Consider the following 25,405-nt stretch of genomic DNA (forward strand, 5'->3'; position numbering starts at 1 on the left):
GTTATGACACCCCCGCCATGGGGGTGGCTTGTTCCGGCGTCTCGGCCGTGGACGCGGCGGGTGGACGGACGGGCGTCCGGGCTTGGATCGCTCGTCTGCCGTCCGCTTTCCGCGGTTCCGTAGGATCGGTCCGACGGAGCGCTTCCGCCCGGGGCGTTCCCTGTCAACGGGGAGCGCCTTGGTCGACACGTCCCGCGTCACCGGCGGGACGTGTCGGAAGAAAGGTGGGTGAGCGGTAGATGGCACGCGACGGTGGACGCCGTGGCGACCCTCCGCCCGAGCCGCCGCCGTTGTCGGTGGAGGTGATCGACAGCCACTGCCACCTCGACATCATGGGTGGGGATGTGGCAGTGGCCGTCGCGGCGGCACAGGCCGTCGGTGTCCGACGGCTGGTGACGGTGGGAGTCGACCTGCCGACCAGCCGTTGGCAGGCGCAGGTCGCGGCCGGGCATCCCGACGTCTACGCCGCTGTCGCGATCCACCCGAACGAGGCTGCCAGCGGCGTGGACGAGGAGACGTTCACCGAGATCGCCGAACTGGCCGCGGCGCCGAAGGTACGGGCGGTCGGGGAAACCGGCCTGGACTACTACCGCACGCCTGCTGAGCGGCACACCGCTCAGCAGGACAGCTTCCGCCGCCATATCGTGATCGCCAAGCAGACCGACCGCACCCTCATGATTCATGACAGGGAGGCGCACGAGGACACACTGCGTATCCTCGCCGAGGAAGGCGCGCCCGAACGAGTGGTTTTCCACGCCTTCTCCGGAGACGAGGCCATGGCGAAGGTCTGCGCCGACGCCGGCTATGTGATGTCCTTCGCCGGGAATGTGACGTTCAACAACGCGCAACGTCTGCGGGACGCTGCCGCCGTTGCGCCCCGTGACCTGCTCCTGGTCGAGACGGACGCCCCGTTCCTCACTCCTGTGCCGTGGCGGGGCCGGCCGAACGGCCCATATCTGATACCGCTGACGCTGCGTGTGCTGGCTGCTGCTCGCGGGGAGGACGTCGACGCCCTGGCGTCGGCGATCGCCGCCACCTCCGAACGAATGTTCGGGCCCTGGTAGCCCCCGACCCGGGTACTCCCGTCTCCCCGTCGTCCGATATGGGCACTCCCGCTCTGCCGCCTTCTGCTCTGGGCTTTTCCGGTCGGCTGTTTTCCGGTACGGATTCTTCTGGCATGGATTCTTCCAGCACGGGTTCTTCAGCTCCGCTGTCGTCCGGCGGGTCGTCGTCTGGTTCGGGGCTGCCCGATGGTCTGCTCACACCGGCGGACGTACGGTCGATCAGCGCCGCTGTCGGCATACGGCCGACCAAGCGCCGTGGTCAGAACTTTCTCGTCGACCCCAACACCGTCCGTCGGCTGGTACGCCTGGCAGGTGTCGAGCCGGACGAGACCGTCCTGGAGATCGGTCCCGGGCTGGGCTCGCTGACCCTCGGTCTGCTGCCGGCCGCCCGCCGGGTCGTCGCGGTCGAACTGGACGAGGCGCTGGCCACGGCACTGCCTGCGACCGTCACGGCGCGGCTCGGACCAGCGGTTGCGGCCCGCCTGACCGTGCTGGCGGCGGACGGGCTGCGCCTGGAGCCCGCGGACATCTCCGGCGACCCGCCGAGTGTCCTCGCCGCGAACCTGCCCTACAACGTGGCTGTCCCGCTGCTGCTCGGCGTACTTGAACGCTTTCCGTCGGTCAGGCGCGGGCTGGTCATGGTGCAGGCGGAGGTCGCCGACCGGCTGACCGCGTCGCCAGGCGGGCGGGTGTACGGCGTGCCGAGCGTGAAGATGGCCTGGTACGCGTCGGCGCGGCCGGCAGGTCCGGTGCCGCGGGCGGTGTTCTGGCCGCAGCCGAACGTCGATTCGTCCCTGGTGGCGTTCAGCCGTCATGATCGGCAAGGGTCGCCGCGGTTGCGCCGGGCCGTTTTCGCCGCGGTGGACGCGGCCTTCGCGCAGCGCCGCAAGACGCTGCGGGCGGCGCTGTCGGGCTGGGCGGGATCGGCGGACCAGGCCGAGCGTCTCGCGCTGGCCGCGGGCATCGACCCGTCCGCCAGGGGCGAGATCCTGGACGTGGCCGCCTTCACCCGCCTCGCTCTGGCCCGCCTCGATCCCGAATCCAGGATTGGGATCGAGACTGAGGCCGAATGACGGCAGGCCGGCTCTGGCCGGCGGTATGCCAATAGCACTGAATATCGGTAGCACTGAATGCCGGTAGCACTGAATGCCGGTAGCACTGAATGCCGGTAGCACGGGCGTCGTCCGTCATCACCGGCAGAATCCTGGTCTGGAGTACGGAGCCCGACGAAGGCGTGTTTGTCGCTGGGTACGTTTTCAGTCCGGTGAACGTATCCAGCGACAAACACGTATCGATCTTCGATGGTGCCCGTGCCCGTCCCGGGCGGGTGGATTCTCCGTACCTGAGCGGGCAGGCCACCGCCGCGGGCCGCGCCGCGCGTTCCGGGTGGGCGAATCCCCGGATGTGCTCAGCGCACGCGACTGTCGTGGTGCGCGTCCGGGACGAGTTTCAGCTCGACGGCAAGGCGCGGGCGTGCCACGGTCCCACGGACATACGGCAGCGCGACTTCTTCGATGGCGGAGCGGATCCGGTGGACGTCCGCGTCGGGACGCACGGTCACGACCACCTGCAGCAGCGGCTGCTTCTCGCTGCCCAGCAGCCGCGCGTGCACCTGCCGGACTCCGTCCGCGCCGGCCAGCTCGTTCTCTACTGCCGCGGCGAAGTCCTGACCGTCCACCTGGACATGCCCGAACCGGTCGTCCGTCACGTGCAGCCTGGACAGCCGGCTCGAGGAGAACTGTGCCGACAGCCAGATCAGCGCCAGCAGCACAACCACGGTTGTGGCCACTCCCACCACCGGCCAGAACCAGCTGTGACTGTTGGCAAAAGAGCGATTGCCCGGAGTGGGAATTGGCTGGTCGGTGGCCTCTGTCCCGAACACGCCGTTACCGGCTAGCAGGATGACCACTCCGGCGCCCAACAGTGTCAGCCCCAGCAGGGTGAGTATCACCCGGTTGAACCGGTCGACCCTGTGGGTGGCCGGATGCCGACGCGACCGGGCCGGACCGGATCGCACCGGTTCCTCGACGTTCGCCACGTTCTCCACCTCGCTCGGCTTCGTCAGTGCTCCCAGCCGAGGAATCGGGCTGTCGGCCCATGGGTCGTCACTGACCGAGATGGCGGTTCCGCTCATCGTTCCTCCTCCCGGCCGCCTGCCGGATCGGGCTGGCCGCTTGTCGGGTCAGGCTGGGGCAGGTCCAAGCCCCCCGGAGATGGCACGCGTCGCGTCGGCGTGCCGAAGTTGGCCGCTGCCACCGGCGCGGACGACGCGGGCGTGGGAGCACCTGGCGCCGTGGAGGATTCCGCGGTGGGTGACGCCGCGGCAGGCGGCACAGCGGCAGGCGGCACAGCGGTGGTGGGCGTACCTGAGGTGACATCGGATGCTGCGGGAGGCGGGACGGCGGGCGCTGGGGGGATCAGGGCCACCGGTTCTGGCACGACGTCACGGTCACGGACAGGGTGCTGGGATGCCTTGGCCAGCACCTTCACCTTCGGTACGGCCAGCAGGCCGCGGAACGCCCGGTGGCCACGGACCCGCTCAAGTACCTGCGCGGAGGTGTCCGCGCCGCTGCCGGGGAGCAGTTCGACCACGACTGTCGCGGTGCGGCGCTGGAGACGTACCTTCGCCCAGCTGACACCGTCGACCTCCGCGGCGGCGTCACCCAGCGCGTGCCTGAGAGCGGAACGGGAGACGAACCCGTGGGTATCGGTCGAGACCGGTTGTAGCGCGAGCCATTCCGGCTGGCCACGCCGCAGTCCCAGGACGAGCAACAGCGCCCCGGCTGTGATCGCGGCGACGGCGAGAACCGTCAGGCCAGTGTCGGACCAGGTGTTACGTGCCATGACGTTGGCGGCCGACTGCCAGTTGACGACGGCGTACCTCTTGTCCAGGGCCGCGTTCACCATCTCGACTATCGCGATCACGCCGGCCGCGGCAAGGAGCGCCGCCAGCAGCGCGCGACAATCCGGTTTGTCAGGCGCACAGTGGTGACCTTTCATGAGCTACCGCACCCGGGTAGCCGGAGCCAAACCGGGATCCGGGGCGGACACGTCGATGTCGGGACGGGTGCCCCGCGGACCGGCGAGATCGGCTGCCTGCCGGGTCACCCGTGTTCACACTCCACCGCATATCTGCATGATTCGGGCAGAGTACCGAACGGGGGACAACATGGAAATCCGGGCTGTGCCCCGGCTGATGGGGCCTGCCGGGTCGGCACAGCGCAGGCTCGGTGCCGGTAGCCGCCAGCGGGTGAGCACTTTCTCCCCGACCGGACCACCGAGCCCTGACATGAGCCGACATCCGGATGGGCGGACGGTCGTCGCCGGCCGGCCGTGCCCGCCGGGGAAGCTGGCGGGCACGGCCGGCGGATTCGATGCTTCGGGTGGTCTCGGCCGCGGTCTTCTCGCCGACCACTGGCATGACCAGCCACCCGTGTGCATCGTCTTACCCGGCGGTGGCGAGGACGCTCGTTTCTTACCGGCCGGATAGGTTCGTTGGTGCCCGGTGTCAGAACACGCCTCAGGAGCGAAGGAGAGTCCGCTGTCTCGGTCTCACCGGCACCCTTCCAGTGCCGCCGGCGCCGACCGGCCGTCCGCGCCCGTTCCGGGCAGCCGGGTGACTGTCCGTACGCCGGCCAAGGTCAACCTGCATCTCGGTGTCGGGGCACGCCGCGACGACGGCTACCACACGGTCATCACAATCCTGCAGGCCGTCTCGCTCTACGACGAGATCACAGTGGCCGCGGTCGACGGCGCCGCGGTCGACCCGGACGCCGTGGAGCCCGCCGTGTCCGTGGAGGTCACCGGCGAGGGAGCCGCCGGGCCGGCGGCTCCGCTCGTCCCGCTGCCCGGGGCGTCCGGTCGGCCCGGGCCGTCCTCGCAGCCTGGCGACGCGGTGGCGAGCGCGGCCGCGGCCCGGATCTCCCTGGTCCCGACCGGGGTGGACAACCTGGCCGTCCGCGCGGCTCACGTACTTGCCGCCCGTGCCGGTGTGCGGGGGGCGGCAGCCCACATGACCATGGCCAAAGGCATTCCGGTCGCGGCCGGGATGGCCGGTGGCAGCGCTGACGCGGCCGGTTCGCTGGTCGCCTTCGACGTCCTGTGGGGCACCGGCCTGGACAGGTCGGTGCTCTCCGAACTCGCCGCCGGGCTTGGCAGCGACGTGCCGTTCCCGCTCGCGGGTGGGACGGCGCTGGGTACCGGCCGTGGCGAACAGCTCACGCCGGTGCTGGGGCGCGGCGAATATCACTGGGTGTTCGCGCTGGCCGACGGTGGCCTGTCCACCGCGTCGGTCTACGCCGAGTTCGACCGGTTGTCGCAGGGACGCCTGCGTACCGAGCCGACCCCGCCGGACGCGGTGCTGGCCGCGTTGCGTACCGGTGATCCGGTCGAGCTGGGCCGGGCGCTGGTGAACGACCTGCAGCCGGCCGCGCTGCGGCTGCGCCCGTCATTGCGCCGGGTGCTGGAAACCGGCGTCGAGCTCGGGGCGGTCGGTGCCATCGTCAGTGGTTCCGGGCCGACCTGCGCCTTCCTGGCGCGGGACGCGGAGCAGAGCGTGGCCCTGGCGGCGAGTCTGGCCGGGATGGGTGTGTGCCGGGCGGTACGTCACGCGCACGGCCCGGTATCGGGCGCGCGTGTGGTCGATCCGGGTGGTTCCGCCGGATGACCGTGCGCGGGGGCGTCACCGCCGAACGGGACCGGCCAGCCCAGCCGGCGCTGGCCCGAACGGCGCCAGCCCGGGGCGCTCTCCTGGGCAATCTTGCTGACGGCCCCGGACCACCGGAGCGCTGGGTGGCCGTCGGATGAGCGGCGTCCTGGTGACGATGGAGGCAGTGGTGGCCGCCTTCGGCACCCGCACCCTGCTGGACGGGGTGAGCCTGGGCATCGGAACCGGTGAGCGCATCGGGGTGGTCGGCCGCAACGGGGCGGGCAAGAGCACCCTGCTGCGGCTGCTCGCCGGCCAGGCCACCGCGGACGCGGGCCGGATCGTGCGGGCCGGTTCCGTGCGGGTCGGCCTGCTGGCCCAGGACGACCAGCTCGCACCCGACGCGACCGTGCGGCAGGCCGTGGTCGGCGACGTTCCCGATCACGTCTGGGCGGCGGATCCGCGGCGCCGGTCGGTGCTTGCCGGCCTGGGGCTGCTCGACCGTCTCGACGCCGTGGTCGGGCGGTCGTCCGGTGGTGAGCGCCGGCGCGTCGCGCTGGCCGCGCTGCTCGTCGACGACATCGATCTGCTGGTCCTGGACGAGCCCACCAACCATCTTGATGTCGAGGGGGTGGCCTGGCTTGCCGCCCACCTGCGGTCGTGGCGCGGCGGGCTGCTCGTCGCCACCCATGACCGGTGGTTCCTCGACGAGGTCTGCGAGCGGGTCTGGGAGGTCGCCGACGGCCGGGTGGACGCCTACGACGGCGGTTACTCCGCGTATGTGCTCGCTCGGGCGGAGCGCGCGCGGCAGGCCGACGCCACCGAGGCACGGCGGCAGAACCTGCTGCGCAAGGAGCTGGCCTGGCTGCGCCGGGGCCCGCCGGCCCGCACCAGCAAGCCGCGTTTCCGGATCGAGGCGGCCAACGCGCTGATCGCCGACGAGCCACCCGCCCGTGACACCCTCGGCCTGCGCAGCTTCGCCGCCTCCCGCCTCGGCAAGGACGTCTACGACGTCGAGGACGTCACGTTGCGTCTCAGCGATCGTGCGCTGCTGACGGATGTGACCTGGCGGCTGGGCCCGGGGGACCGGGTGGGGCTTGTCGGGGCCAACGGCAGTGGCAAGACGACGCTGATGCGTCTGCTGACCGGGCAGGTGAGCCCGGACGCGGGCCAGGTGCGGGTTGGTAGGAGCGTGCGCTCCGCCCTGCTCTCCCAGGAGATCCACGAGATGGATCCGGGCCTGCGCGCCCTGGAGGCGGTGGAGCGGGCCGGCCGGGTGCTGGAGGTGGGCCGCGGCCGGGAGATGACCGCCGGCCAGCTTCTGGAGCAGTTCGGCCTGCCCTCGGCCCGGCAGTGGACGCGCGTGGGTGATCTCTCCGGCGGGGAGCGCCGTCGGCTGCAGCTGCTGAGGCTGCTCATGCAACGGCCGAACGTGCTGCTGCTGGACGAGCCTACCAACGACCTGGACACCGACACGCTGACCGCGCTGGAGGATGTCCTGGACTCCTGGCCGGGCACGATCGTCGCGGTCAGCCACGACCGTTACTTCCTGGAACGGACCTGCGACACGATCTTCGCCATGTTCGGCGACGGGTCGCTCGTCATGCTGCCCGGCGGGGTGGACGAGTACCTCTCCCGGCGGCAGGCCGCCACCCAGACCGGGGCAGCCGGGGCCGGGGCAGCCGGCGCCGCCGGGCGCACAGCTCCTGCCGGGCGCGTCGGCGCTGGCCGCACTGCCGGTGTCGCTGCCGTCCCCGGAGCGGGCGCCGCCGCCGGAGCGGGCGCGGACTCAGGTGCCGTTGCCGGCGACACCGGCGGTTCGCTGTCGGCCGGGCAGGCGCGGCTCGCGCGCAAGGAGCTGACCCGGCTCGAACGGGCCCTGGAGCGGCTGGCCCGCCGCGAGAGCGCGCTGCACACCGCGCTCGCCGAGGCGGCCACCGACCATCAGCGCCTGCTCGCCCTCGACGCCGAACTGCGTGAGGTCGTCGCCGAGAAGGCCCGTACCGAGGACGCCTGGCTCTCCCTCGCCTCCGATCTCGAGGACGCCTAGCTGTCCGGAGCGCCGCCGGGCATCCCCACCTGAGCGAGTTGCCCCTCGGCGACCGTTGGTCAGTGATCGCCTGGCCGTGGGTGACGCCGACGCAGGGGGCTGGGCTTCCCAGGTTGTCGTGCGGTGGTGTTGCGCCTGGGTGCTTTCCCTTGACGATCGCCGGTAGGTGATCGTCAAGCCACGGGTGCTGCCCGCCCAAGAGCTAGGGGCCCCCAAATAGTGCCAAAGGCACTATTTGGGGGCGAGCTTTGCTCGCAGCCGTTGTGGGTCGGGCCAGCGGACGTCGTGGACGAGGTGCAGCGTCTCCATCAGCTTGATCAGGTAGAAGCTGGAGTCCACCTGCCAGGGCTTGACGCCGTGGCGGGCCAGTGTGGGCTCGGCGTGGTGCAGGTTGTGCCAGGACTCGCCCATCGACAGGATGGCCAGCGGCCAGACGTTGCCGGAGCGGTCCCGCGACCTGTACGGATGCTTGCCGGCGACGTGACAGATGCTGTTCGTCGACCAGGTGACGTGGTGCAGGACGCACACCCGGACCAGGCTCGCCCAGAAGAACGCCTGCACCGCCGCCTCGAACGAGCCGCCCCACAGGCCGCCGATCAGCGCCGGGGCCGCGAGGCTCACCGTCGCCCAGAGCCCGAACAGGCGGCTGACGCGGACGATGTCGGTGTCGTCGAGCAGGTCCGGGGCGTACCGACGCTGGTCGGTCTGTTCGATGTCGAACAGCCAGCCGATGTGGGCGTGCCACAGGCCCTTGGTCAGGGCGCGGAAGCCGGGGCCGTAGCGCCACGGCGAGTGCGGGTCGCCGTCCCGGTCGCTGAAGGCGTGGTGGCGCCGGTGGTCGGCCACCCAGCGGATGGCCGGGCCCTCGATCGCCATGCTGCCGGCGATGGCGAGCGCGATGCGTATCGGCCTGGAGGTCCTGAAACCGCGGTGGGTGAAGTAGCGGTGGAAACCGACCGTCACCCCATGGCCGGTGATCGCGTACATGACGACAGCGAGGATCACGTCGCGCGGGCTGATCCACCGGTCCCACAGCAGCGGTACCGTGGCGGCGAGGGCCGCCAGCGGGACGATGATGACCATGGCGAGGGTGATCTGTTCCCCTCGTGCCTTCAGCGCGGATCTCGGCGTCACGGTGTGCCGGGTGGAGGCGTCCACCCGGGTGGCGGGGGCCGTGGCGCCCCTCGGGTTCACCGTGTCGGTAGCGGTCATGACATAACCCCGTCCATCAGTGCCGTCCACCGGTTTCGTCGTCGCAATAGTTTCCGTTGTGACACCGTAGCTCGCGGCGGTAACAGGTGGTGCCCGTGGCGGGGAACATCGGAGAAAAACAATTTCACGGGTCCGGGCGGTTGCGGTCGGGGTACGGTAGTTGTCACGAAGGGTTGGTGGGGCCGGCCGGCGACGGCTGCGCGCGGTGACGGCGCAGGCGGACCGGGGGTGCTCCAGGCCCGAAAAAATCATGATCATGTGGTCTTTGGTTCGCTGGCGGTGGTACACTGCCAAAGATTTTCTCGGTCCGCCGTGGTGTAATTGGCAGCACAGGAGATTTTGGTTCTTCTAGTCCACGTTCGAGTCGTGGCGGCGGAGCCCCGGGTCGGATCGGCGGGTACGCCGGTCCATACAAATCATTTTAGTCCGCCGGAATTGTCCACGATATCCCCTGGCCGTGGATATCCGCTGGTCGCAATCCGGTAAGCTCGACACGCATCGAGTTGATGTCCACGATCAGGGGAGCTCGTGTGACCCAACCACGTCTGGCGGCCGTTGTCGTCCTTGCCGCGGGTGAGGGTAAGCGGATGCGCTCCGCGACCCCCAAGGTGCTTCATCGCGTCGCTGGGCGCACCCTTGTAGATCATATTCTCGCCGCGGTCGCCTCGCTCGGGGCCGAGAAGCAACTGGTGGTCGTCGGGCACGAGCGCGAGCAGGTGATCGCGGCGCTGGCCGGCCGCGTACCCGAGGTCACGCCGGTCGTGCAGGCCAGCCAGCGTGGCACCGGCCACGCCGTTCGGACCGCGCTGTCCGCGGCGGGTGGCATCCACCCGGACGATCTCGTGGTCGTCGTCCCGGGAGACACCCCGCTACTGACCGGCGCGACGATGTCGGCGCTGGTCGCGGCGCACGCGCACGAGCCGGCGGCGGCGACGGTGCTGACCGCCCGGGTTCCTGATCCCCTCGGCTACGGACGGGTGCTGCGGGATCCGTCCGGCCGGATCCGCGCGATCGTCGAGCAGGCCGACGCCGACGCTGCCGCCGCCGCCGTCCGGGAGATCAACACTGGCGTGTACGTGTTCACGGCGGGTCCGTTGCTGGCGGCGTTGTCGTCCCTGACGGTCGACAACGCCCAGGGCGAGGAGTACCTGACCGACGTGGTCGGCGCGTTCTTCGACGGCGGGCAGGCCGTTCGGGCGTACCCGCTGGACGATCCCGGCGAGGCCGCCGGGGTCAACGACCGGCTCCAGCTGGCCGCCGCCGCCGCGGCCATGCGGGACAGGCTGGTGACCGCTGCCATGCGGGCCGGTGTCACCGTGCTGGATCCCACCACCACCTGGATCGACGCCGACGTGACCGTCGAGGCGGACGTGACGCTGCTGCCGAACACCTTCCTGCACGGCAGCACTCAGGTGGCGGCCGGTGCGGTGATCGGCCCCGACTGCACGCTCACCGACACGCTGGTGGGTACCGCGGCCACGGTGAGCCGGACGACCGCGGTCGGCACGGTGATCGGCCCGGACGCCTCGGTCGGCCCCTACACGCATCTGCGCCAGGGCACCCGCGTCGGCCGCGGGGTCAAGCTCGGCGCGTTCGTGGAGACGAAGGCCGCGGAGATCGCCGACGGGGCGAAGGTGCCGCACCTGGCCTATGTCGGGGACGCGGTGATCGGTGCACGCAGCAACATCGGATGTGGCACGATCGTGGCGAACTACGACGGCGTCGCCAAGCACCGTACGGTGATCGGTGCGGATGTCAAGATCGGAAGTGACACCGTGCTGGTGGCGCCGGTGAATGTTGGCGACGGTGCGTACACCGGTGCTGGTTCGATCGTGACCGAGGATGTGCTGCCAGGCGCACTCGCGGTCAGGGAGGGCCGGCAGCGGACGATCGAGGGATGGGTCGAACTACGGCGTCCGGGCACCGCGGCGGCACGTGCCGCGGCTGCCGCGCGGGGGTATGTCGAACAGGCACGTGGCGACGGTGACCCGGACAGGGCGGACCACGTCGGACACGCCGGGCCGGCCCCCGCCACGGTTGTCGGTATCTCCGACAACGGGCGCCGTACGTAGGGCCTGCCACGCTGTGAAGAGCGACCATGACGGAGCGGGACGAAGGTGGAGAACCTTTGATGGCCTACCAGACGGATAATCGGCGTAACCTGATGCTTTTCGGTGGCCGTGCGCACCCTGACCTGGTGGCCGAGGTTGCCCGGGAGCTCGATGTCGAACCGGTGCCCACCAACGCGTATGAATTCTCCAACGGAGAGATCTTCGTCCGGTTCGAGAAATCCGTACGCGGATGTGACGCGTTCGTGCTGCAGTGTCACTCCTCGCCGGTGAACACCTGGCTCATGGAGCAGCTCATCATGGTGGACGCGCTGAAACGCGCCAACGCCAAGCGGGTCACCGTGGTCGCGCCCTTCTACCCCTACGCCCGGCAGGACAAGAAGCACCGCGGCCGGGAGCCGATCTCGGCCCGGCTGATCGCCGATCTGTTCAAGACCGCCGGCGCGCACCGGCTGATGTCGGTGGACCTGCACACCGCCCAGATCCAGGGCTTCTTCGACGGCCCGGTGGACCATCTGTTCGCGCTGCCGCTGCTCACCGACTACATCGAGGCCAAGCTCGACACGTCCGCGGTCACGGTGGTGGCCCCGGACGCCGGCCGGGTCCGGGTGGCCGAACGCTGGACCGACCGGCTCGGCTGCCCACTGGCGATCATCCATAAGCGCCGTGACCGGGACGTCCCGAACCAGGTGAAGATGTTCGACGTGGTGGGTGAGGTCAAGGGCCGTACCTGCGTCGTCGTCGACGACATGATTGATACTGCGGGCACCATCACCAAGGCGGTGGAGTCGCTGCGCGAGCACGGCGCGACCGATGTGATCGCCGCGGCGACGCACGGTGTGCTCTCCGGCCCGGCCGTGGACCGTCTGAAGAACTCCGAGATCAGCGAGGTCGTGCTCACCAACACCCTCCCGCTGCCCAGCGAGGCCCGCATCGACAAGATCACCGAACTGTCGATCGCGCCGTTGCTGGCCGCCGCCATCAGAGCGGTCTTCGAGGACGGTTCGGTGACCGAGCTCTTCGGCGGCGACGCGTGACCAGACACGTAACTGTCGGTCGCGACGCCATGGACAACCCTGCGATCCGTCCGACCCATCGGTTGAACCGTCGACTGGTTTAGTCACCGGTTCGGACGCCGGCCGTGCTCGTCCTGCGTACGGTGCTGCTTTTCGTCCTGGCCGCGCTTGCCGAGATCGGCGGGGCCTGGCTGGTGTGGCAGGGGATTCGTGAGCATCGGGGCGTCATGTTCGTCTGTGGCGGGCTGATGTCCCTGTGCGTCTATGGTTTCGTCGCCACGCTCCAGGAGGAGGCGTCCTTCGGGCGTGTGCTGGCCGCCTATGGCGGCGTGTTCGTCGCCGGCTCCCTCGCCTGGGGCGTTGTCGCCGACGGTTATCGGCCTGACCGCTACGACATCACCGGCGCGCTCGTCTGCCTGGCCGGAGTCGGCCTCATAATGTTCGCGCCCCACCGGTGATCCCGACGGTTCCTGGTTCCGACGGTTCCGCCTCGGGGCAGCCGTCCGGCTGGCGGCCGTGCCCGAACGGCGGCTCCCTCGGGTAACGTCGAACAGGCCTGGATCGTGCCGGAGCCCCGTCCGCCTCGACGGTAGGGCCTCCTCCCAGGTGGCCTTTCGTCATCGGGCTGTTACAGCCGTATGGGCGCATACAGCCGTATGGGCGCATTGTGCGGCAACGGTTCTCCACTGGTGGTAGGGCGGATCCGTCGGCTCATGATGCATCCGGTACCCTGAAAGACCGCGTCGTGGCGCTGCCGGCTTCTTGTGTTCAGGCGGCGCCGATGTCCATTGAAGATCCGCAGTAGGAGGATGAGTACCGCCATGTCCGAGGTCCGCATCGTCGCGGAGCCCCGCACCGAGTTCGGCAAGGGCGGGGCTCGTCGTACCCGCAAGGCCGGCAAGGTCCCGGCCGTCCTGTACGGCCACGGCCAGCCGCCCCGCCACATCTCGCTGCGCGCTCACGACCTTCTGCACGCGTTCAAGACCGATGCCGGTACGAACGTGCTGCTCCGGCTGGAGCTCTCCGACGGGACTCAGCTCGCCCTTCCCAAGGATGTCCAGCGTCATCCGATCAAGGGCAGTTTCGAACACGTCGACCTGGTCATCATCCGTCGGGGCGAGCGGGTCACGGTCGAGGTGCCGGTGACCGTCGTCGGGACGGCCGAAAGCGACACCCTCGTCGACCAGCAGCTGACATCCGTCTCGTTGCAGGCGGCCGCGACCGACATCCCCGGGTCGATCGAGGTCGACGTCACCGGTTTCAAGGCCGGCGCGAACATCAGCGCCGGTCAGCTCGTCATCCCGGCGGGCACGGTGCTGGAGACCGATCCCGAGCAGGTCGTGGTCCAGGGGCTGGCGAAGCCGACCGCCGCCCAGGTGGACGCCGACCTCGCCGGTGCCGAAGCGACCGGTGGGGCCGCGGGCGCCGAGGGCGAGCAGGCGCAGGCCGGCGCCTCGGCCTGACCTGCGTTTCTTCCATCCGTATGACACCACCGCCCGGATGACACCACGATGACTCCGTCGGAGACCGGGGCCCAGGCCACCGGGCCGTGGCTGGTCGTCGGGCTGGGTAATCCCGGCCCGACGTATGCCGGCAACCGGCACAACATCGGATTCATGGTTCTCGACCTGCTGGCCGAGCGGGTCCGGGACCGTTTCCGCACGCACCGGGGACGCGCGGACGTCGCCGAGGCCCGCCTCGCCGGCGTCCGCGCGCTGCTCGCCAAACCCCGTTCCTTCATGAACGTCTCAGGCTCGCCCGTCGAGGCCCTGCGCGCCTTCTTCAAGGTCGACATCGGGCACATCGTGGTCGTCCATGACGAGCTGGACATCCCGTTCGGAACGATCCGGCTCAAGCTCGGCGGCGGCGACAACGGGCACAACGGCCTGCGTTCGGTCACCGCCGCGCTGGGGTCGCGCGACTACCTGCGGGTCCGGGTCGGGATCGGACGCCCACCCGGTCGGATGAACCCGGCCGACTTCGTCCTGCGCGACTTTTCGGCTCCTGAACGCAAGGAACTCCCGTTTCTGGTGGACCGGGCGGCCGACGCCGTGGAGTCGCTGCTGGACAGGGGGCTGGAGGTCACCCAGAACACCTTCCACGTCTCGCCCGCCAAGCCGTAGTCCTGAGATTCTTCGGCATCCTTGGCGGTTTTTGAACTTTGCGGATCTCGTAGTCGAGGATCAGCGTCCCGCGAAATGCCCGCCAGTCGAGTTCGGCGAGAATCCGGTGGTCCTGGTACGCGCCTGACAGGGGCGGCGCGAAGACGGCGGCCGGGCTGACCTGGCGGGCGATCCGAGTCGACACGATCTTTTTCCGGACGCACCGGCGGGCGCCGGGCGTTCTGAGGGCTCTCGGGTTGTCGGGACCTGAAGGTCGCCGGGTTGTTGGGACCGGCCGAGCCAGCGGGCGTGTTCGCGACGGCTCTCCGACGTACCGTCCACCTGGCCGTCAGCCGTCGCGGCTGACGGATTCATCACAGCCACTGGCCTCGTCGAAAGCCTCGGACGAGCCACTATCATGGCTCTCTGAGCATGCCGCGAGCAGATCGTGACATGCCCGAAGGGGACAGCTCGATGATGCGCGTCTCCCTCTCGACCGATAATTCCTGTGACGGGTGCCGCCCTGTTCACGCGGCCGTCCCGCGTTATCGCCTGTGACCACGTCGCCTGTGAGCAACATCTCTGTACGCCGCGTCATTCCGGTATGCCATGTCATTCCGATACGTTCCGGTGGGCCATGCCGATCGGTGAAAATCCGCCGGCAACCAGAACCCCGGAGCCGATCAGGATCAGATGCCGATCAGAACCAGGTGCCGATCGAAAGGCAGGTAGGGGATCGCATGTCAGTTGAGTCCGTCGGTCAGCCACTGGCCCGTACGCAGGTTACGGCCGTCCCGGTCGAAGCCTGTCGCTCGTGTGGCGGCCCGCGGCCACGTCCGTTCCTCTCCCTGGGGCGGACACCGATCGCCAACCGGCTGCTGTGCCCCGACGACCTCGCCGAGCCCGAGCCCGTCTTTCCCCTGGAGGTCGGTTTCTGCGCCTCCTGCGCGCTGGTCCAGCTCACCCATGCCCTACCGGCGGAGGAGATGTTCGACGCCGGTTACCGGTCCTTCCCGTCGTCCGGCGACACACCGCGCCGGAATGCCGACAGGCGCGCCAGAGAACTCATCGCCGGTCGTGCTCTCGGCCCCGACAGCCTGGTCGTGGAGATCGCGAGCAGCGACGGACATCTGCTGCGGGCGTTCGTCGAACGCGGAATCCCGGTGCTCGGCATCGAACCGTCACCCGGGCTCGCGTCCGCCGCCCGCGCGATCGGCGTGCCGACCCGCACGGAGTTCTTCGACGCCGGGCTCGCCCGGTCGCTGGCCGCCCAGGGGCTGCGCGCGGACGTCATCATTGTCGATAACGTGCTGGCGCACGTCCCCGATCCGAACGGCTTCGCCGAGGGCATGTCCGTTCTGCTCGCCGATGACGGGATCGTCGAAGTGGATGATCCCGGTGTCGGAGCGCTGCTCGACCACACCGGGTTCGACACCGTCCGCCACGACTGCTTCTGCTATTTCTCCACCATCGCCGCGGACGCACTGATGCGTCGTCACGGTCTGTATCTGACGGAGGTGGAGGAGTTCTCCGAGCATCCCGGCGGCATTCTGCGCTGGCGACTGAGCCGGGCCGAAGGACCCGGCCCGGGGGTGGGCGAGCGCCTCGACCGTGAGCGTGCCGCCGGCCTGGACACCTTCGACCGGTACGCGAGTTTCGCCGACGACGTGCGCGAGTCGCAGGCCGAGCTGCTCACCCTCCTGCACGAGCTGCGCGCGCACGGGCGGAGCGTGGCCGCCTACGGCGCCGCGGCCAAAGGAGCCGCCCTGCTGAACTCCAGCGGTATCACCACCGATCTCGTGCAGTACGTCGTCGACCGCAACGTCGACAAGCAGGGCAAGTACATCCCGGGCGCGCGCACGCCGATCCTTGACCCCGCCGTGCTGGCCCAGCGTCAGCCGCACTACCTGCTTCTGCTGGCCTGGAACGTCAGAGACGAGATCATGGATCAGCAGGCGGCGTTCGCCCGCAGGGGCGGCAAGTTCATCGTGCCGGTTCCCCGGCCGGTTGTGTGCTAATTGTTTTTTTATTGTTTTGTGGTCATATGTAGGCTCGCGTCAGGCGGACGACGGTGGGCTGCGCGTCCCGTGATGGCGCGTCGAGCTGTAACGGGGCATGTCGAGCTGTAACGGCATGTCGAGCGCGGCACGCCGAGCTACGAGATCAGGCTGTCGCGCGGCGGTGAGCCGTCCGTCCCGGCCCCGACCGGTGATCCACGTTTCCGCGGCCGGGCGCCGTCGCCTCGGATGTGCCGTCAGATGTGCTGTCGGATGCCCGCCGTCCAACGCTGTTGTTGGACGCCGCTACCGCCGGCTGACGTTGTCGTCGGCCGTTGTCGTCGGACACTGTCGTCGTTGGGTGCTGTTGTTGTCGGGGTCGGTTGTGCCATCGCGGCCGGTTGTGTCGCCACACCCTCCACGTTTCTGTTACTTTGCGTGACCAGCCATTTTCTTCAACGGGTTCCGCCACCGCGGAAACATGTGGCGGACGTGCCGTGTACTTTCAATGCTTGAGGACGGTGGGGCCATCGGGTTTCTCACTCCCCGGGGGTGTCCGCCGTTCCAGCGATCTGGGAGGTCCGGGAGGTCTCAGGAATCCAGGGGGCTGTAATGTTCGCGCAGGACGGGTGGTACGGGGGCGTCCGCGTCCTTCAGTTTTTCGCGCTTTCCCATGATCTTGTATTTTCTCGTGGCCCGAGGAGGACGTTCCGGTGACCCGGGCCGCTTGGCCGCGCGCGGAAGCCGAGCGCGCGCTGCCCAGAATCTCACCGCTCCGGTTGCTCCGGCGCCGGTGGCTGGTGATCGTCCTTGGGGTGGTCGTCGGTACCGCCTGCGCGCTGGCCGTGAACAAGCAGCAGGACGAGCGTTTCGAGGCGACCGGCCGGGTGTTCCTGGGCACCTCCCAGGCACTGCCCGGCGGTGATCATATCGACGCGGCCCGGATCGTTCAGACCCAGGCCCAGCTCGCCGGCTCCACCGTGGCGCTCGATCTGGTCTCCAGGCAACTGGGCCTGTCGCGGGAGGAGGTGGCCGAGCGGCTGACGGTCACCGCGTCCGACCAGGGCGACTTCTTCACGATCACCGGCAGGGACGGCACCGAGTAGCGGGCGGTGGGTCTTGTCCAGGCCGTCGAGGCCGCCTACCAGCAGCTTCTCACCCAACAGCAGGCGGCCGGCGGCGGTACGGCCCGTTCGCTGACCCAGCTGCGTGACGAGATCACCCAGGGCCTTCGGAGACTGACGGCGCTGCCGAGGACCGCCGACAGCGAGACGCTGGCTGCTCAGGTCGGCACCCTCAACGCACAGCTCGCCGAGCTCAACAGGCAGATCCCGCAGGCGCAGGCCGCTGGCGCGCCGGCCGCGGTGACCCTCGCCGAGCCCGCCCGGTCGCTCGGCCAGGTCACTCCGAAGCTGGCGCGCAACGCCCTCGTCGGCGCCCTGGCCGGCCTCCTGCTGACGGTGGCCGGGCTCTGCGGTGCCTACCTGCGCCGCCCGACAGCGCTCGACGCCGGGGACGCGGCCGACGTCCTGGGCATCCCGTTGATCGCGGACATTTCCGGCCGACGAGGCAGCGCCCCGCCGGCCGACCGGCTGGTCGCCGCCATGGCCTCCGTGCTGGCCCCGACCGGGAAGGTCGTCGCCCTCACACCGGCCGGGCGGGGTGACCTGGCACCTGACCTGGTCACGGCGGTGGCGGCGAGCTGGTCGGACGACCAGGGGATCGTGCTGGTCCTGGACGCCTCGCCGGAGCCGGACGTGCGCGGGGCCTTGGAGCGCCTGCCACCCGCCGTGTCCAGTGAGCTGCCCCGGTGGGCCCACGAGCCGACCTGCATGGCACGTTCGTCCGGTGCCGGCAGTGGGCATGTGCTGTACAACCGGGTCGCGCAGGCCCGGGCGGCCCGTCCCGGCGGCCTCGCGCCTATCCTGGCTGACCGGGCACCGGTCGTCGATCTTGTCATCGTGCTGACGCCCGCTCTTGTCGATCTTCCGATGACGGCGGCGTCCGCCATGCAGGCGGACGTCGTCATCGTGGTCGCGACCGGCCGGACGCGGATCAGGGAACTCGCGCGGGTCCTGCGGGACTGGCCGGCCCTGGCCGAGCGGATGGTGGGTGCGGTGCACGACGGACGTTTCGGCACACGCCGGTCCGCCGACCGGAGCTTCGGCGTATCACGGGTTGCCGCGTCGACCACGGCCGTGCCACGCGCCACCGTACCGTCGGGCCTGTCGTGGGAGGATGCCGCTTTCCGCCCCGCCGACAGCGCGGCCAGCCGCGGCGGAGCACCGGCGGCCCCGACGGATCCAGCGGCCGCGGCAGGTTCGGCGGGCCGGCCGCTGGCGGACACCGCGCGCCGCGCGGTGGTCAACGCCGAGGTCACCGACCGCTATGCCCGCCCCAGCGGCAAGCAGGGGTGAGCCTCGTCCACGGCGGCTGCGGCTGGGCACGGACAGTGACCCAGAAGGGCTCCCGCGGGGGTGAGGGCAGGACGCCGGGTGGATCTGGGACGGGCCCGGCGGCCTGGAGCCCCCGCGGGATGCCGGGCAGGACTCCCGGCGGGCGTGGGGCGGGACTTCCGCGGGGCGCGCGCCATGGGCCGTCGGCGTCGCGGCGGGCGGTTGCCCGGGTGGCGAGCCGGGCATTCGGCGGGCCACGGAGGTGGTCCTGAGTCCGCCGATTCCCCGGCACGTAAAATAACGGAGAACGCGGTTGTGTATGCCGGGCTTGTGTACGTGGGGTGGCTTGTAGGCCGGGCGCCGTCCCGTGGGGAACAGCCCGGTACGCCAGCAGTGACCCGCTCCGTGACGCTGTGTCCTGTTTGCAGTTTGTCGTTCGTCTGTAATGTGCGCTGTTCCCGAGAGGTTCGGACGCTCCTATGACCCTCGCCCCGCTGTTGGATGCCCTCACCGCCACCCCGGGTGCGGATCCGGCCCTGGCACGCGCGGTCGCCGCGGTCGGTGAGCCCCGGCTGGACCTGTCGGCCCCGGCGGCGTTGCGCCCGTTCGCCGCCGCCGCGCTCGCGGTCCGGGGCGGCCGGCCGGTGCTGGCCGTCACCGCCACCGGGCGGGAGGCCGACGATCTCGCCGCGGCGCTGTCGAGCCTGATCGATCCCGACACGGTCGCGGTGTTCCCGAGCTGGGAGACCCTGCCGCACGAACGGCTGTCCCCGCGGGCCGACACCGTCGGGCTGCGCCTCGCCGTGCTGCGACGGCTGGCCCACCCCGACAGCACCGGCCGGCCGCCGCTGTCGGTTGTGGTGGCGTCGGTGCGGGCCGTCCTGCAGCCCCAGGTCGCCGGCCTCGGCGACCTTGAACCGGTGACGCTGGCCGTCGGTGACAGCGCCGACCTGGGCGAGGTCGTGGACAGGCTCGTCGGGGTCGCCTACCACCGGGTCGACCTGGTGGAGCGGCGCGGCGAGATCGCGGTGCGCGGCGGCATCCTCGACGTTTTCCCACCGACCGAGGAGCATCCGCTGCGGGTGGAGTTCTTCGGCGACGAGGTCGAGGACATCCGACCGTTCTCAGTGGCCGACCAGCGGGCGCTGTCCGGCCCGTCCGACGACCAGAACAGCCGGGACAGACGGGACGGACGGCGCCAGCTGTTCGCGCCGCCGTGCCGTGAGCTGCTGCTCACCCCACCGGTCCGGGCTCGGGCCCGGGAGCTGGCACAGGCGCATCCCGAACTGCTCGACATGCTCGACAGGATCGCGGACGGCATCCCGGTGGACGGCATGGAGGCGCTCGCGCCGGTGCTCTGCGACGAGATGGTGCTGATGCTCGACGAGCTGCCCGCCGGCACGCACGTGCTGGTGTGCGACCCGGAACGGGTCCGGGCCCGGGCCACCGAGCTGGTGCGCACGAGCCACGAGTTCCTGGAGGCGTCCTGGAGCACGGCCGCCGGCGGTGGCAGCGCTCCGATCGATCTCGGCGCGGCGGCCTACCGGTCGATCGCGCAGGTGCGCCAGCGGGCCGGGGAGATCGACCTGCCGTGGTGGTCGATCGGCCCGTTCGGCGGTGCCGGCGTCACCATCGACGACCATCCGGGCGGCGACCAGCTCGGCAGCGGCGGTTCCAGGGGCGGCGCATCCGGGGCCAGCAGCACCGGGGGCCGCCCGGGTGGTGACGGCCGTCCCGATGACTATCAGACGTGGGACGCGGCCGCCGGCGAGGATGATTTCGACGACCACACGGTGGTCTCCAGCCTGCGGCCGGCCGCCGCCTACCACGGCGACACCGCGCGGGCGCTCGCGGACATCAAGGGCTGGCTCGCCGACTCCTGGCGGGTCCTGCTGGTGACCGAGGGGCCTGGCCCCGCCCAGCGGCTCGTCGAACTGCTGCGGGACGCCGACCTGGGCGCCCGCCTCGCCGAGGACGCCGACCTCGCCCGTGGCGTGGCCACGGTTACCTGCGGCCAGCTGGGCAGCGGCTTCACCAGCGACCTGCTGGGCATCGCGGTCCTGACCGAGACCGACCTCGCCGGCCAGCGTGGCGTGACCACCCGTGACATGCGCCGGATGCCGCACCGGCGCCGCAAGGGCATCGACCCGCTCGCGCTGCGCGCCGGCGACCTGGTCGTCCACGACGCCCACGGGGTCGGCCGGTACATCGAGATGGTGACCCGGACGGTCGCCGGCGCCACCCGCGAGTACCTCGTCCTCGAGTACGCGAAGGGCGACCGTCTGTACGTCCCGACCGACCAGCTCGAACAGGTCACCCGTTACGTCGGTGGCGAGGGCCCGAGCCTCGACCGGATCGGCGGCGCCGACTGGGCGAAGCGCAAGGGACGCGCCCGCAAGGCCGTCAAGGAGATCGCCGGCGAGCTGATCCGCCTGTACAGCGCGCGGATGGCCGCGCCGGGACACGCCTTCGGCCCGGACACCCCATGGCAGCGGGAGCTGGAGGACGCCTTCCCGTTCCGGGAGACCCCCGACCAGCTCTCGGCCATCGAGGAGGTCAAGGCCGACATGCGCAAACCCGTCCCGATGGACAGGGTCATCTGCGGCGACGTCGGCTACGGCAAGACCGAGATCGCGGTACGGGCGGCGTTCAAGGCGGTGCAGGACGGTAAACAGGTCGCCGTTCTCGTCCCGACGACATTGCTCGTCCAGCAGCATTTCCAGATGTTCTCCGAGCGGTATGCCGCGTTTCCCGTGAACGTACGGGCGATGTCGCGCTTCAATTCCGCGTCCGAGCAGAAGGCGGTGCTCGACGGACTTTCCGACGGCACCGTCGACGTGGTGATAGGAACGCATCGGCTGCTGTCGTCCACGTCCCGTTTCAAGGACCTCGGCCTGGTGATCGTCGACGAGGAGCAGCGCTTCGGCGTCGAACACAAGGAATACCTGAAGAAAATGCGGACCGCGGTGGACGTGCTCACCATGAGCGCCACCCCGATCCCGCGGACACTGGAAATGTCGATCACCGGTATCCGGGAGCTGTCGACGATCGACACCCCGCCGGAGGAGCGGCACCCGATCCTGACCTTCGTCGGGCCGAGCGACAACCGGCAGGTCGCCGCCGCGATCCGCCGTGAGCTGCTGCGGGAGGGGCAGGTCTTCTTCATCCACAACCGGGTGGAGTCGATCGACGCGGCCGCGGCGAGGCTGCGCGACCTCGTCCCCGAGGCCCGCGTCGCCACCGCGCACGGTCAGATGGGCGAGGACGCCCTCGAGCAGGTGATGGTCGCCTTCTGGGAGAAGAAGTTCGACGTCCTGGTATGTACCACCATCGTCGAGTCGGGGTTGGACATCTCCAACGCGAACACCCTCGTCGTGGAACGCGCCGACGTGTTCGGGCTGTCCCAGCTGCACCAGTTGCGGGGCCGGGTGGGCCGTGGCCGGGAACGCGCCTACGCATATTTCCTGTATCCTCCGGACAAACCGCTCACCGAAACCGCGCACGACCGGCTCGCGACGATCGCCCAGCATTCCGACCTCGGCGCCGGAATGGCCGTGGCCATGAAGGATCTGGAGATCCGCGGGGCGGGCAACCTGCTCGGCGGGGAACAGTCCGGGCACATCGCCTCGGTCGGTTTCGACCTGTACGTGCGGATGGTCGGTGAGGCCGTCGCGAACTTCAAGGGCACCGTGGTCGAGGAGCCGCCGGAGGTCAAGGTCGAGCTCCCGGTGAACGCGAGCCTGCCGCACGACTACGTCCCCAGCGAGCGGCTGCGGCTGGACGCGTACCGGCGCCTGGCCGCCGCCGTCTCGGATGACGACATCGCCGAGGTCCGCGCCGAACTCCTCGACCGTTACGGGACGCTGCCCGAACCGGCCGAGAACCTGCTGGCGGTCGCCTCCCTGCGGGTGCTGGCCCGCCGGTACGGCGTCACCGAGATCACCGTGGCCGGCCGTCAGATCCGGTTCGCGCCGCTGGAGCTGCGCGAGAGCCAGACCATGCGCCTCCAGCGGCTGTACAAGGGGGCCGTGGTCAAACCGACGGTGCGCACGGTCCTCGTGCCGGCGCCGCCGGAGACTCCGCGCATCGGCGCCCGGCCGCTGCGCGACCGCGCCGTCCTCACCTGGGCCGCCCAGTTGCTGGCGGCGGTCGCCGGTGACTCGGTCGCGGCGGCGGCCACGGCCGCGTCCCGCTGAGACAGGGCGATCGCGCCGTGTTCGGTAGGCCTTTCCAGCCGGGCCCGGTGGATCTTTGACCGGGTGGTCGGCGAGGCGCGCGGAGACGGTGGGGGTACGTCCACCTGTGGCCTGGCTGTGCGCGGCGGGCGGCGAGTCGGTACGGTCACAGCCGTGAAGCCCCGTTCTGCCGCTCGCCGCATCCTCGCCGGCGTGGCGCTGGTGGTCCTCAGCGTCTCCGCGTGCACCACCCATGCCGGGTCCGCCGCCCAGATCGGCGATGACACGATCAAGACGTCGACTCTGCGTGACGTTGTCGACCGCGGCCTGGCCGTCAGCCGGTCGGCCGCCGCGGCCAATCCCAGCGCCGCCCAGAGCATCGCGCCGATCGAACGCACCGATCTGCAGCGGCGCGCACTGACCACCCTCGTCCAGCTCGACCTGCTCGAGCGGGAGGCCCGCAGCCTCGGAATCACGGTGGCCGACCAGGACCGCGACGCCTTCTACCAGACGTACGGCGTACTCGAGTTCGGTGGCGTCGCGGACTTCGAGCAGTTGGCGGAGCTCGGCGGCATAGCCCGCCAGGATCTGCGGCTCTTCCTACGCTCCAACGCCCTGGAGTCGGCGATCGCGGACAGGCTGGCTCCGGCCCCGGACACGGACGCCGCCAAGGAGCAGGCCCGCGGCAGGTACGACAAGATCGTTACAGACTTCAGGGCAAAAGGGAAGCAGATCTCGCTGAGCTTCGACCAGGCTCAGGGCTACCTCATCCGGTCGCTGGCCGCGGACCAGCGCAACCAGGCCGTGTACACGAAGCTGCGCGAGACCGCGTCCCGGGAACCGGTCTCGATCAACCCGCGGTTCGGCACCTGGGACTCCGCCCAGCTCGCGGTGGCGGCCGCGGGCGTCTCGATCGCGACGACTCCGGCGCCCGAGCCGCCGCTGGGCCCGGGGCTCGCGACCGCCCAGTGACCGCCCCCGTCCCGTCGACAGTCCTGCCGGCCGGGCCGACGGGTTCGATCATGCTGACCTGGCCGGCCGCGGTGACCAGAGCGGTCAGGCCGACCGGGGCGGTCAGGCCGACCGGGCTGGCCGAGGCGGCCCGGTGACCGCGAGCGTCGTCGTCGTCATGACCAGTCCCCGGGTCGCGCCCGGGCTGCTCGACGTCGCGACCTGGGACCTGCTGCGCGCCGCCGGCGCGGTCTGCTGCGGCTCGGCCGACCATCCCCAGCGGGCCGCCCTCACCGCGGCCGGCATCGCGGTCGAGGTGCTGGCGGTCGAGGTGCTGGCGGACGCCGGCCGGCAGGCCACCGCCGAGGCGCTGCGCGGGCGCGCGTACGCCGACCCGTCCCGGCCCGTGGTGTGGCTCGCCGCGCCAGCTACTGGGACCCCGCCGACTACCGGGACCCTGCCAGCTACGGGGACCCTGCCAGCTACGGGGACCCTGCCAGCCGGCGAGACCCCGGGGGCTGATGGAGCGCTGTGGGCCGGTGGGGCCGAGCCAGGCGGGGAGCGCGACCTGCTCGACGCGCTCGCCACTCTGGCCGGTGCGGACCTCACCGTGACGGTCGTCCAGGGATCGCGCGATCTGCCTGGCGCCAGGCTGCTGGACGCGGTCGCCGTGATGGACCGGCTGCGCTCTCCCGGCGGCTGCCCGTGGGACGCCGAGCAGACCCACGCCTCGCTCGCCTCCTACCTGTTGGAGGAGGCCTACGAGGCGTACCAGGCGATCGAGGACGACAACCACGCCGACCTGCGTGAGGAACTCGGCGACGTGCTCATGCAGGTGCTCTTCCACGCGAGGATCGCCGCCGAGGGCAACGGCTGGCCCGACGGCCCGGCCGACGCGGGGACGCCCGACACCGGAGCCACCCGTGCCGACCGGAACCTCGACGACCGGGACGGTGACGACCGGAACAGCACACCCCGGAACGGGGCTGGCCGGGACGAGACGGCCCGAAACGGCGCTGTCCGGGGCGGGGGGGAGATCCAGCGCGGTACGGCCGTCTGGGACATCGACGACGTGGCCGCGGGCCTGGCCGACAAGCTCGTCCGCCGGCATCCGCACGTCTTCGGATCGGTGACGGTGGACGGCGCCGCCGCCGTCGAGACGAACTGGGACAAGATCAAGGACGTCGAGAAGGGTCGCCGGTCGGTGACCGAGGGCGTGCCCCTCTCCCAGCCCGCGCTCGCGCTGGCAGCAAAGCTCCAGAAGCGCGCGGCCAAGGTCGGGGTGCCGGTGGATCTCGCCCTCGGCGCGGGCCAGCTGTCTCCCGTCGATGTCGTTGTCGGCCTGGTCGGCGAGCTGGCCCGGGACACGGACACCGGGTCCGCGGCGGCCGAGGCCGAGACGCCGGCCGAGACGCTGGTCGGGGACCTGCTGTTCGCGGCCGTGGCGCTGGCCCGGCAGGCCGGAGCCGATCCGGAAGCGGCGCTGCGGACGTCCGCACGGCGTTTCCGGGACACGCTCGCCGCCGCCGAGGATGCGATCCGCGCCGCCGGCCTGGATCCACGGGAAACCGATGCCGATTCCTGGCGCGCCCACTGGCCGGCAGCGAGGCAGACCCCGACCGGAAGCACGACCCCGGCCGCCTGACGGTCGCAACCCCGTTCGCGCTGTTAGGGGCGGCTCTCGCCGAGGTCGCGCTCCGACCCAGGCCCGCGGGCGTGCGGGGAGCC

General features: G+C 70.6%; 19 protein-coding genes, 1 tRNA gene and 1 pseudogene. 18 read left to right on the top strand and 3 right to left on the bottom strand.

What is annotated here, in order from left to right; genetic code table 11:
• The first annotated feature begins 239 nt into the window (after positions 1-239).
• Both CM1CMNOD_RS03220 and rsmA read left to right on the top strand, forming a co-directional pair.
• A complete protein-coding gene (locus CM1CMNOD_RS03220) occupies positions 240-1,064 on the top strand; it encodes a TatD family hydrolase (RefSeq protein ID WP_013872234.1) in 825 nt (274 codons plus the stop codon).
• Between the two features lie 113 nt (positions 1,065-1,177).
• Positions 1,178-2,137 carry a 16S rRNA (adenine(1518)-N(6)/adenine(1519)-N(6))-dimethyltransferase RsmA gene (gene rsmA / locus CM1CMNOD_RS03225; protein WP_013872235.1) on the top strand — a complete coding sequence of 320 codons (960 nt, stop codon included), beginning with the start codon at positions 1,178-1,180 and terminating at the stop codon, positions 2,135-2,137.
• A gap of 335 nt (positions 2,138-2,472) precedes the next feature.
• Here rsmA and amaP read toward each other — a convergent pair whose 3' ends face one another.
• Together amaP and CM1CMNOD_RS03235 are read right to left on the bottom strand one after the other, a co-directional pair.
• Positions 2,473-3,198 carry an alkaline shock response membrane anchor protein AmaP gene (gene amaP, locus CM1CMNOD_RS03230; protein WP_013872236.1) on the bottom strand — a complete coding sequence of 242 codons (726 nt, stop codon included), beginning with the start codon at positions 3,196-3,198 and terminating at the stop codon, positions 2,473-2,475.
• Positions 3,195-3,989 carry a DUF6286 domain-containing protein gene (locus CM1CMNOD_RS03235; protein ID WP_131772116.1) on the bottom strand — a complete coding sequence of 265 codons (795 nt, stop codon included), beginning with the start codon at positions 3,987-3,989 and terminating at the stop codon, positions 3,195-3,197. The genes amaP and CM1CMNOD_RS03235 overlap by 4 nt, the downstream gene beginning before the upstream one ends.
• 691 nt (positions 3,990-4,680) lie before the next feature.
• On the opposite strand from CM1CMNOD_RS03235, the gene CM1CMNOD_RS03240 reads away from it, so the two are divergent.
• The 3 genes and pseudogenes from CM1CMNOD_RS03240 to CM1CMNOD_RS03245 all read left to right on the top strand — a co-directional run bounded on the left by CM1CMNOD_RS03240 (position 4,681) and on the right by CM1CMNOD_RS03245 (position 7,759).
• The gene (locus CM1CMNOD_RS03240; RefSeq protein ID WP_050803319.1) at positions 4,681-5,730 is read left to right on the top strand and encodes a 4-(cytidine 5'-diphospho)-2-C-methyl-D-erythritol kinase; all 1,050 of its coding nucleotides are present in this window, start codon (positions 4,681-4,683) and stop codon (positions 5,728-5,730) included.
• A 157-nt stretch (positions 5,731-5,887) separates the two neighbouring features.
• A pseudogene (locus CM1CMNOD_RS24290) lies at positions 5,888-6,338 on the top strand (ATP-binding cassette domain-containing protein); the annotation flags it as partial.
• Positions 6,339-6,340: 2 nt separating this feature from the next.
• Positions 6,341-7,759 carry an ATP-binding cassette domain-containing protein gene (locus CM1CMNOD_RS03245; protein WP_431307443.1) on the top strand — a complete coding sequence of 473 codons (1,419 nt, stop codon included), beginning with the start codon at positions 6,341-6,343 and terminating at the stop codon, positions 7,757-7,759.
• Between the two features lie 231 nt (positions 7,760-7,990).
• Here CM1CMNOD_RS03245 and CM1CMNOD_RS03250 read toward each other — a convergent pair whose 3' ends face one another.
• Positions 7,991-8,971 (bottom strand): acyl-CoA desaturase, encoded by a 981-nt coding sequence (locus CM1CMNOD_RS03250; protein ID WP_013872240.1) that lies wholly within the window; start codon positions 8,969-8,971, stop codon positions 7,991-7,993.
• A gap of 306 nt (positions 8,972-9,277) precedes the next feature.
• Between CM1CMNOD_RS03250 and CM1CMNOD_RS03255 the strand changes: the two genes are divergently transcribed.
• The 13 genes from CM1CMNOD_RS03255 (at position 9,278) to mazG (ending at position 25,322) form a co-directional block, all read left to right on the top strand.
• A tRNA-Gln gene (locus tag CM1CMNOD_RS03255) sits at positions 9,278-9,349 on the top strand.
• A gap of 152 nt (positions 9,350-9,501) precedes the next feature.
• Positions 9,502-11,043 (top strand): bifunctional UDP-N-acetylglucosamine diphosphorylase/glucosamine-1-phosphate N-acetyltransferase GlmU, encoded by a 1,542-nt coding sequence (glmU, locus tag CM1CMNOD_RS03260; protein WP_013872241.1) that lies wholly within the window; start codon positions 9,502-9,504, stop codon positions 11,041-11,043.
• 59 nt (positions 11,044-11,102) lie between these two features.
• Positions 11,103-12,077, top strand: a complete 975-nt coding sequence (locus CM1CMNOD_RS03265) for a ribose-phosphate diphosphokinase (RefSeq protein WP_013872242.1) — start codon at positions 11,103-11,105, stop codon at positions 12,075-12,077.
• 104 nt (positions 12,078-12,181) lie between these two features.
• The gene (locus tag CM1CMNOD_RS03270) at positions 12,182-12,514 is read left to right on the top strand and encodes a YnfA family protein (RefSeq protein ID WP_013872243.1); all 333 of its coding nucleotides are present in this window, start codon (positions 12,182-12,184) and stop codon (positions 12,512-12,514) included.
• Between the two features lie 363 nt (positions 12,515-12,877).
• Positions 12,878-13,519, top strand: coding sequence for a 50S ribosomal protein L25/general stress protein Ctc (locus CM1CMNOD_RS03275; RefSeq protein ID WP_013872244.1), 642 nt, complete (start codon positions 12,878-12,880; stop codon positions 13,517-13,519).
• A gap of 48 nt (positions 13,520-13,567) precedes the next feature.
• Positions 13,568-14,179: an aminoacyl-tRNA hydrolase gene (gene pth / locus CM1CMNOD_RS03280; RefSeq protein WP_013872245.1), complete on the top strand. Its 612-nt coding sequence runs from the start codon at positions 13,568-13,570 to the stop codon at positions 14,177-14,179.
• A 719-nt stretch (positions 14,180-14,898) separates the two neighbouring features.
• Entirely contained in the window at positions 14,899-16,176 is a 1,278-nt protein-coding gene (locus CM1CMNOD_RS03285) for a class I SAM-dependent methyltransferase (protein ID WP_013872246.1), read from the top strand.
• Between the two features lie 692 nt (positions 16,177-16,868).
• Positions 16,869-17,261 carry a hypothetical protein gene (locus tag CM1CMNOD_RS03290; RefSeq protein ID WP_050803320.1) on the top strand — a complete coding sequence of 131 codons (393 nt, stop codon included), beginning with the start codon at positions 16,869-16,871 and terminating at the stop codon, positions 17,259-17,261.
• 6 nt (positions 17,262-17,267) lie between these two features.
• A complete protein-coding gene (locus CM1CMNOD_RS03295) occupies positions 17,268-18,572 on the top strand; it encodes a hypothetical protein (protein WP_050803321.1) in 1,305 nt (434 codons plus the stop codon).
• A 458-nt stretch (positions 18,573-19,030) separates the two neighbouring features.
• Positions 19,031-22,747, top strand: coding sequence for a transcription-repair coupling factor (gene mfd, locus CM1CMNOD_RS03300; RefSeq protein ID WP_013872247.1), 3,717 nt, complete (start codon positions 19,031-19,033; stop codon positions 22,745-22,747).
• A 153-nt stretch (positions 22,748-22,900) separates the two neighbouring features.
• The gene (locus CM1CMNOD_RS03305; protein WP_043602887.1) at positions 22,901-23,698 is read left to right on the top strand and encodes a SurA N-terminal domain-containing protein; all 798 of its coding nucleotides are present in this window, start codon (positions 22,901-22,903) and stop codon (positions 23,696-23,698) included.
• Entirely contained in the window at positions 23,695-23,835 is a 141-nt protein-coding gene (locus tag CM1CMNOD_RS22190; RefSeq protein WP_013872249.1) for a hypothetical protein, read from the top strand. The genes CM1CMNOD_RS03305 and CM1CMNOD_RS22190 overlap by 4 nt, the downstream gene beginning before the upstream one ends.
• Complete coding sequence (gene mazG / locus CM1CMNOD_RS03310) at positions 23,832-25,322, top strand: nucleoside triphosphate pyrophosphohydrolase (protein ID WP_013872250.1); 1,491 nt, start codon at positions 23,832-23,834, stop codon at positions 25,320-25,322. Before CM1CMNOD_RS22190 ends, mazG begins: the two co-directional genes overlap by 4 nt.
• Positions 25,323-25,405: the final 83 nt, after the last annotated feature.

Origin of the sequence: Protofrankia symbiont of Coriaria myrtifolia, assembly GCF_900634755.1 — a bacterium.
Lineage (GTDB): Bacteria > Actinomycetota > Actinomycetes > Frankiales > Frankiaceae > Protofrankia > Protofrankia coriariae.